Origin of the sequence: Oscillibacter sp. CU971 (assembly GCF_905219725.1) — a bacterium.
Lineage (GTDB): Bacteria > Bacillota > Clostridia > Oscillospirales > Oscillospiraceae > Oscillibacter.
The window spans coordinates 1-7,638 of record NZ_CAJMXG010000141.1; the positions used below are offsets into that span (position 1 = coordinate 1).

General features: G+C 60.7%; 14 protein-coding genes. 6 read left to right on the forward strand and 8 right to left on the reverse strand.

All coding sequences use genetic code 11. The annotated features are described in order from the left end of the window. Window positions 1–136: 136 nt before the first annotated feature. The 5 genes from rpsI to JX325_RS10325 all read right to left on the reverse strand — a co-directional run bounded on the left by rpsI (window position 137) and on the right by JX325_RS10325 (window position 2,111). Window positions 137–541: a 30S ribosomal protein S9 gene (gene rpsI, locus JX325_RS10305; RefSeq protein WP_204791051.1), complete on the reverse strand. Its 405-nt coding sequence runs from the start codon at window positions 539–541 to the stop codon at window positions 137–139. Window positions 542–552: 11 nt separating this feature from the next. Next, window positions 553–984: a 50S ribosomal protein L13 gene (gene rplM, locus JX325_RS10310; RefSeq protein WP_204791052.1), complete on the reverse strand. Its 432-nt coding sequence runs from the start codon at window positions 982–984 to the stop codon at window positions 553–555. 233 nt (window positions 985–1,217) lie between these two features. After that, window positions 1,218–1,403: a hypothetical protein gene (locus JX325_RS10315; RefSeq protein WP_204791053.1), complete on the reverse strand. Its 186-nt coding sequence runs from the start codon at window positions 1,401–1,403 to the stop codon at window positions 1,218–1,220. A 196-nt stretch (window positions 1,404–1,599) separates the two neighbouring features. Continuing rightward, window positions 1,600–1,863 carry a pro-sigmaK processing inhibitor BofA family protein gene (locus tag JX325_RS10320; RefSeq protein ID WP_204791054.1) on the reverse strand — a complete coding sequence of 88 codons (264 nt, stop codon included), beginning with the start codon at window positions 1,861–1,863 and terminating at the stop codon, window positions 1,600–1,602. Continuing rightward, entirely contained in the window at window positions 1,854–2,111 is a 258-nt protein-coding gene (locus tag JX325_RS10325; RefSeq protein WP_204791055.1) for a DUF2508 family protein, read from the reverse strand. Before JX325_RS10325 ends, JX325_RS10320 begins: the two co-directional genes overlap by 10 nt. A gap of 77 nt (window positions 2,112–2,188) precedes the next feature. Here JX325_RS10325 and JX325_RS10330 point away from each other — a divergent pair, with 77 nt between their 5' ends. Next, window positions 2,189–2,641 carry a nucleoside deaminase gene (locus JX325_RS10330; RefSeq protein WP_204791056.1) on the forward strand — a complete coding sequence of 151 codons (453 nt, stop codon included), beginning with the start codon at window positions 2,189–2,191 and terminating at the stop codon, window positions 2,639–2,641. Between the two features lie 318 nt (window positions 2,642–2,959). Here JX325_RS10330 and JX325_RS10335 read toward each other — a convergent pair whose 3' ends face one another. Then, window positions 2,960–3,643: a DUF2461 domain-containing protein gene (locus JX325_RS10335; protein WP_204791057.1), complete on the reverse strand. Its 684-nt coding sequence runs from the start codon at window positions 3,641–3,643 to the stop codon at window positions 2,960–2,962. Window positions 3,644–3,802: 159 nt separating this feature from the next. Between JX325_RS10335 and JX325_RS10340 the strand changes: the two genes are divergently transcribed. After that, on the forward strand, window positions 3,803–4,321 hold the full coding sequence (locus tag JX325_RS10340) for a nitroreductase (RefSeq protein WP_374220606.1): 519 nt from the start codon (window positions 3,803–3,805) through the stop codon (window positions 4,319–4,321). A gap of 75 nt (window positions 4,322–4,396) precedes the next feature. Here JX325_RS10340 and JX325_RS10345 read toward each other — a convergent pair whose 3' ends face one another. Next, a complete protein-coding gene (locus JX325_RS10345) occupies window positions 4,397–4,690 on the reverse strand; it encodes a hypothetical protein (protein WP_204791059.1) in 294 nt (97 codons plus the stop codon). Between the two features lie 38 nt (window positions 4,691–4,728). Beyond that, entirely contained in the window at window positions 4,729–5,673 is a 945-nt protein-coding gene (locus JX325_RS10350) for a metal ABC transporter substrate-binding protein (protein WP_204791060.1), read from the reverse strand. A gap of 196 nt (window positions 5,674–5,869) precedes the next feature. Here JX325_RS10350 and JX325_RS10355 point away from each other — a divergent pair, with 196 nt between their 5' ends. From JX325_RS10355 to JX325_RS10370, 4 genes are all read left to right on the forward strand, one after another. Next, on the forward strand, window positions 5,870–6,076 hold the full coding sequence (locus JX325_RS10355; RefSeq protein ID WP_204791061.1) for a helix-turn-helix transcriptional regulator: 207 nt from the start codon (window positions 5,870–5,872) through the stop codon (window positions 6,074–6,076). After that, window positions 6,073–6,522, forward strand: a complete 450-nt coding sequence (locus tag JX325_RS10360; RefSeq protein WP_204791062.1) for a hypothetical protein — start codon at window positions 6,073–6,075, stop codon at window positions 6,520–6,522. The genes JX325_RS10355 and JX325_RS10360 overlap by 4 nt, the downstream gene beginning before the upstream one ends. Before the next feature lie 165 nt (window positions 6,523–6,687). After that, window positions 6,688–7,320 (forward strand): TetR/AcrR family transcriptional regulator, encoded by a 633-nt coding sequence (locus JX325_RS10365; protein ID WP_204791063.1) that lies wholly within the window; start codon window positions 6,688–6,690, stop codon window positions 7,318–7,320. Between the two features lie 105 nt (window positions 7,321–7,425). Beyond that, on the forward strand, window positions 7,426–7,638 hold a 213-nt coding region (locus JX325_RS10370; RefSeq protein ID WP_374220605.1), incomplete at its 3' end, for a hypothetical protein.

Sequence of the window (7,638 nt, forward strand, 5' to 3'; positions counted from 1 at the left end):
CCTCACCCCTTACTCCCTATTTTATCATCTTTACATGAAAAAGTCTGCCGGTAGGCAGACTTTTTCGACAAGCTGAGCGGGACCTCCCATGAGGTCCCGCTGCTGTATGCGGTATAAAATGATTCGCTTTGCAAAATCAGCGCTTGGAGAACTGAGGCGCGCGGCGGGCGGCCTTGAGGCCGTACTTCTTGCGCTCCTTCATACGAGGGTCGCGGGTGAGGAACCCGGCCTTTTTCAGGATGGGGCGNTTGTCCTCGCTGGCCAGCAGCAGGGCCCGGGCGATGCCGTGGCGCAGGGCGCNGGCCTGACCGGTGACGCCGCCGCCGGTGACGGTAGCCACGATGTCCATTTTGCCGGTGTTGCCGGTGGCCTCCAGGGGCTGGCGGACCACCATTTTCAGGGTCTCCAGGCCGAAGTAATCGTCAATGTCCCGGCCGTTGATGGTGATGCTTCCGGTTCCGCCGGGGAACAGGTGGACCCGGGCGACGGAGGACTTCCGGCGTCCCGTACCGTACAGATAAGGCTTCTTAGACTGATACATACGCTTCCTCCTTATTCAGCGTCCAGGGCGATGGGCTTCTGGGCCTGCTGCTTGTGCTCGGCGCCGGCATAGATGTGCAGGCGCTTCAGGGAATCCTTGGCCACGGTGTTCTTGGGCATCATGCCCCGGACGGCCACCCGCATGGCAACCTCGGGCTTCTCCTGCATCAGGATGCGGTAGGGGGTCTCCTTCAAGCCGCCCACCCAGCCGGAGTGGGTGCGGTAGATTTTCTGCTCGCCCTTTTTGCCGGTGAGCACCNCTTTTNCCGCATTGATGATGATGACATTATCTCCGCAGTCGGCGTGGGGCGTGAAGGTGGTCTTGTTTTTGCCGCGCAGCAGATCGGCGGCCCGGACGGCGGTCTTGCCCAGGGGCTTTCCGGCGGCGTCCAGGATGTACCNCTTGCGCTCAATGTTGGCCTTGTTTGCCATAAAAGTGGACATGGTCTTTCCTCCATCAGTATATTTTCCATTTGGTCTTACAAATCAAACGCTCCTTACGGAGCAAGGTTATTTATACCATGGCTTTCCGGCAATGTCAACAGGATTTTTAACCGGCGCCTCATATACTCTGGATTTCTAGCATAATCTTCGATTATCTCCTAAATACTCGAGCTCTAATTTAAATTATCCGGCAAATCAAGGGAAAGCCGGAACTTGTCCATGCGAAATGCCTGTCAGGTGCAGACCTGTTCCTTGATGCGGTTCTTTGGGATCGCTTTTCCATTGCAAAAGCCCTCAGCGAGATGGGGGCCGATATTCATTGGACCTGTGAGGCCAGCATGATCCAGGGGAATGCCCTGGGTGTGGCCCGTTCTCCCCAGCAGGCAGATCAGCTTCTTGAATGGGGCGTTGAAATCCAACGGAACCTGCCGCTCCTGATTCCCTATCGGATATAAATATATATTTGAAGGCGTTTTGGCAATTTTCAAACAAGGCCTAGCACTGACATCGATTCGTNTCCAGCTGCGGCTCGCAAAACCGCCGGTGTTTCAATTCATCCACACGAAAGGTACAAGAAACAAAAAACCGGCCCCGGAGGGACCGGCCTATGTATTTCTACAGCACCCACTGCACCAGCAGCAGCAGGACAAAGCCCGGAAGCCCCAGCACTCCGATCACCAGGGCGTTCCAGACGTTGATCCCCAGGGCGATGCCCGTCACTCCGGCGGTGGCGTTCACCGCCCAGAGAGCCAGAAAGCCCAGCAGGGTGTTTGCCAGCACCTTCACCGCCAGCTTCAGCGGCGCGCTGAACACCCGCAGCAGGGCGATGAAGAAAAACCCCGCCAGCAGAGCGGCGATGATCTTCTGATTCAAGTCCATGCCGCTTCGCCCTCCAGCCGGGGCAGGAAGCTCTCCGGGCTCCGCTCCTTGATGGCCCGGATGAGGTAATTGCACCGGGCCTTTTCCGCCTTGATCTGATAGATGCAGGACTCCACCAGCTCCGGGTCCACCGCCTGGTCGAACCGCCGGTAAGCCAGGGACAAATCCCCCCTGGCGCTCTGGAGCTCCTCTTTCAGGGCCAGCAGCTCCGGGTCCTGCCGGGTTTTTTTCAAGAAAGTGGTTTTCATAGCGTTGTCCCTCCTGTATAATACTTTATATGGCGAGTCTGGACAAATATGCCAGTTTTCATACAGGAGGGTCCCCCATGCAGGAAATTTTTATGAGACAGGCCCTGGCCCTGGCCCGGGAGGCCGCCGCCGCCGGGGAGGTTCCCGTGGGCTGCGTCGTCGTCCGGGAGGGCGTGGTAGTGGGCCGGGGGCGGAACCGCCGGGAGGAAACGCGCTCCGCCGCCTCCCACGCCGAAATGGAGGCCATCGCCCAGGCCAACGCGGCCCTGGGCTCCTGGCGGCTGGACGANTGCGAGCTCTATGTCACTCTGGAGCCCTGTCCCATGTGCGCCGGGGCTATTCTCAACGCCCGCGTCGGCCGGGTCTGGTTCGGGGCCCGGGACCCGGCCTTCGGGGCCTGCGGCGGCGTGACCAATCTCTTTATGGAGGACTTCCCCCACTCCCCCGCCCTGGTGGGCGGCGTGCTGGAGGAAGAGTGCCGGCAGGTTCTGTCCGATTTTTTCGCCGGCCTGCGCAGCCGCGTTCATTGACCGGGCCGTGCGCGCGGNAAGCCTGGGAGNGATTTTCCGCGCCATTTCAGATATAGGCTCTCCGGTTCACTGGAAAATATATCCAAGTTTCTCGGCCGGCGTCCCGCGAATTTGGTTGACATAAGATTTAAGACTTTTGTAACAATTGATGCTGGTTTCCTTAACAACTCTCCTGTATCTTAATACTTGCAAGAGACAAAACTTCTTTTCATCCAATCTTCCAAACAATAGGGAACAGGGCCGGCTGAAAGGCTGGCCCTGTTCCCTATTCCCCTGTTTCAAGGAAGCCGCGGCGGAGCCACGGGGCCCCGGGCCGTCTCAGCCCGCTTCCCGAGGGTCCGGGTCCCCGTCCAGCGTTACGAAGTAATCATAGTAGGGCAGCAAAAATTCATACCCCCGCTTCAGCCGGTCCNCAATCGCCCGGGAAAACAGGTCCTCCGTCAGCTTCTCCTCGTGGCGGATCACAAAGGACTTCGCCTGATACCAGGGCTCCAGCAGCGCCGAGGGGGCCGGGCCCTTGGACCGCTTGTAGGCCTCCGTCTCCAGCTGGAATTCCTCCTGCTTTTCCAGGGCCCGGGTCAGGGCCTCCATGGTCTTGGGGTCCCGGTCCAGCCGGGCCCGGAGCTTCGCCATGGTCAGGGCCTTGGGGAGGTAATACCCCATGCCGTAGGTCCAGCTCTCCGGCATCAGCTCAAACCAAAAGGTGGGCTTGGCCGTCCACTGCTCCGCGGGCTCCTCCACAGAAAACCACAGGCTTTCCTTGTAAGGCCCCCGGCCGTGGAGGCGGCGGGCGTCCCGGTANATGCGGGTGACCTTGTTGANGAGGTCGTAGTCCGGGCGCTTGTCNCGGNTNANGGCGTAAATCTCCGCCCCCAGGGCCTGCATGGGGCGGTAGAAGTGATGCAGATAGATCTCCTTGTGGGCCTCGAACCAGGCCCGCTCGTTGTTAAAGCGGATGCCCCACATGAAGTCCACCGTCTCGTCGGTAAAGCCGGTAAACATGGCCTTCCTCCTTTTCTGCGGTTGAAAATTGAGAGCAGTATACCACAAAAGGGAGGCCCTGGCAAGGGCCCCGGTATGGACTTCCGGCCCAAGAGATGGTATGATGAAGTTATGCTTCCAATTCATAAATTAATAAAGGAGGGTCCGGCGTTGGAAAACGTGTTGGAACAGCTCAGGAACCGGAGAAGCGTCCGCAAATACAAGGCGGACATGGTGCCCCAGGAGATTCTGGACCAGATCATCGAGGCGGGGCTTTACGCCCCCAGCGGGAAGGGCCAGCAGAACACCATCATCATCCAGGTGACCGATCAGGCGCTCCGGGACAAAATTGTGCGGATGAACTGCGAAATCGGCGGCTGGGAGGCGGGCTTTGACCCCTTCTACGGCGCGCCCGCCATGCTGATCGTCCTGGCGAAAAAGGATTGGCCCAACCGGGTCTACGACGGCAGCGTGGTCANGGAGAACCTGATGGTGGCGGCCCATGCCCTGGGCGTGGGGAGCTGCTGGATTCACCGGGCGAAGGAGGAGTTTGAAACGCCCTGGGGAAAGGAGCTGCTGAAGTCCCTGGGCATTGAGGAGGACTATGAGGGCATCGGCCACTGTGCCCTGGGCTACGCGGAGGGCGAGACGCCCAAGGCGGCGGCGCGGAAGGACGGCCGGGTATACTACATTAAATAACCTGCCTGCGGCTGCGCGGCAGAAAAACCGGCTGAACGGACAGGNGGCCCTCCTGAAAGGAGGGCCGCCTGTTTCCTATTCCGTTTCCGGCGGGTAGGGAATCCGGTAGGGCTCCGTCCCCCGTTCCGCCAGCTTTTGGCCCAGCCAAGCCTTTAAGGCGGTGACGCCCTCCTCCGTCCNGGGAAAGGTCTCCGTCTCCGTGTTCTTCGCCAGCTCAAAGCAGACGTTCTCGTACACCCACGCCTGGATCTCCCCGTCTCCCATCCAGCCGGTGCGCTGGAAGCGGTAGCGGAAGGTCCCCAGGCTTCCGGGAAACACCGCCNCCCGGGTGAAAAACTCCAGGGTCAGGAAGTCAAAGGCGTTGTCCATGCGGCGTCCTCCTTTTCATAATCGGTACGTTCTAAACATCACATGTGTTCCCGCAGGGCCTCCAGGTTGGCCCGCATCAGGGAGAGGCAGGTGGCCCCCGCCTCCAGGTCNGCCCGGCTTACGTTGTGGCAGGTGTGGAACTGGGCCGTCTCCACCCCGGCGGNCTCGGCGATGCTGTCCGCCACCAGGTGGTTGGAAAACTCGATATACCAGACGGCGGGCAGGCCCTCTTCCCGGACCTTCCTTGTCAGAAAAGCCACCGTAGCCGCCGAGGGCTCCGTCTGNGCCNCGCAGCCGGGAAAGGCGGCGTAGTAGTCCAGATCATAGGCCTCCGCGAAATACAGCAAAGGGAAGCGGTCTNCAAAGACGATGGTCCGGTCCGGCAGAGTGTCGAAGAAGGCGGCGAAGTCCCGGTCCAGCTCCTCCAGCTCCAGGGCGTAGGCCTCGGCTCCGGCGGCGTAAGCCTCCCCGTTCGACCGGTCCAGGAGGGCCAGCCGCTGCCCGATAATCCGGGTGACGGCGGCGGCGTTCCGGGGGGCGGTCCAGACATGCTCGTCCATGCTCAGCACCTCACCCAGGTGATCGTGGCCCTCCTCATGGTCATGGCCCCCCTGCATCCCCTCCACGGTCTCCTCCTCCAGAAGGTCCACGCAGTCAATCATCCGCAGCACGTCCCCCCGGGGCTCGATGGCGGAGAGGATGGTATCCACCCAGGCGTCGGACTCGCCGCCCAGGTAAATGAAGAGGTCGCAGCGCTGGACCCGGAGGATGTCCGCCGGGGTGGGCTCATAGGAATGGCTCTCCGCCCCGGGGGGCAGCAGCAGCGTCACGTCCGCCAGCTCCCCGGCGGCGGAGCGGGCGAAGTCATAGGCCGGGAAGACGGTGGCGACGATTTGCGGCCTTTCCGAATCCTCCGGCGGCAGGTCCGGGCCGCAGGCGGTCAGAAGCAGCAGGGCGCAGAGGGCGGGGAAAATTCGTTTCATGGGCGGTCCCCTTTTCCGTTCAGCAGTTTCTCTATGATACTACAGGGCCGGGAAAATTGCAAGGCGGGGAAAATTTATGTAAAGGACCCTTGACAAATCGCCCGGGCTGTGGTAGTTTATTGGTAAAGGGAGCTTTACATATCAGNAGACGGCCGTTCTTGTTTGTANAGGGACCTTTACGCGAAAGGAGGCGGCTATGAAGAACCGCGTGGAAGAGCTGCGGAAAGGCCGGGGGCTGCGGCAGGAAGAATTCGCCAGGGCCATCCGGGTTTCCCGGCAGACCGNCAGCTCCATCGAGACCNGGCGCTACAGCCCGTCGCTGGAACTGGCCTTTACCATTTCCGATTTCTTTGGACTTCCCATTGAGGAGATTTTCATTCACGAAAGGAAGGATATGCTATGAAGNAGAGGGAACTCTGGTTCGNCCTGGGCATGATTGCCGGGGGAATCCTGTTCCTGCTGGCGGCGCTGCTGCTGGAAACGCCCCTGGACAGCCTGTTCTGCGGCTTTTTCGGGGCCTTTACCGGCCCCGGCGTCATGCAGGTCTACAAGTACGTCAAATGGACAAAGCTGGAAACCGCCGACTCTTGCCAAAAGCACTTTGAGGAGGAGCAGATCGAGCTCCGGNACGAGCGGAAATCCATGCTCCGGGACCGATCCGGGCGCTATGCCTATGTCCTGGGGATGCTGCTGGCCTGCGCCGCCATCGTGGTCTTCNCTATTCTGGAGAAGCTGGGCGNGGTGCCGGAGGAGGCGGCGGAGCTGCTGATCTATTTCCTGGCGGCGTTCCTGCTGGTAGAGTTTACGGCCGGCATCCTGATTTACAAGCGGCTGGAGACGCGATATTGAGGGCCAGGGGCCGTCCCGGAAGGGACGGCCCCAACCCTTCTTTATTCACAGAAACTTAACGTCCCCGGAAGCACAAAACGGTTGACAGGGCCGTTAGCCCTGACTATAATAAGTGACAGCTTGTCACAAAATGACAGGGTGTCATTTTTGCTATGGGGGATTCATATGTGTACAGAGACCTTCCTCCGGCTGCCGGAGGAAAAGCGGCGTCGCTTTCTCGACGCCGCTTGGGCGGAGTTCGCCGGGGCCCGCTTCACCGACGTCTCCGTCAATCAGATTGTCCGCCGGGCGGGTATCCCACGGGGGAGCTTTTACCAGTACTTCTCCGATAAGGAGGACCTGTTCGCCTACCTCCTGGAGGAGGTGCGGAACCACATTAAAGAGGAATACCGCCGGATTTTGAAGGCNAATGGNGGGGACATCTTCCAGGCGCAGCTGGACTGCTTCGACCGCTTTACCGCGCAGGAGACGGCCCTGGACCCCATGATGGAACGGTGGATGAATTTCGTTCGAAATAACCAGGGGCTGGACATTCAAAAGTTCCTCCCCACCCGGCCGGGCCAGCGGCTGCTGGACGGCATCTGGGACCTGACGGACCTCTCCGGCCTCCGGGACCCCAGCCCGGAGTATGGGCGCATCGTCTTCTGCCTTCTGATGGCGGCCCTGGGCAGCGCCTGTATGGACGCCATGCTCTGCCCGGAGGACCGGGCGCTCCACCGGGAGGAGCTGGCCGCCAAGCTGGAAATCGTCAAGCACGGCAGTTTGAGAATCGCGGAGAATTCTGAAACTTTTTCTTGACCTTCCCCCAGGTGGAAGGTGTATAACAAGAAAAAACGCCCCTGGAGCGGAGGCGCTCCCATCCCTGGGCGAATGGAAACCATACATATTTGTAAGGAGGACCCCATGAAAAAGCAATGGATTGCGCTGCTGCTGACGCTGGCCCTGGCGCTGCCGCTGTGCGTTATACCCGCCCTGGCCCAGCCGGGCCCGGAGCCGCCGCCCCAGGCAAAGGCGGAGGAACCCCGCCAGGACGCGGAGCCCTCCGGGGATGCCGGGGACTCCGCCGGAGACGCCGGAGACGCCGGAGAGCCGGAAGCCCCCGAAGCCCCCGAAGAC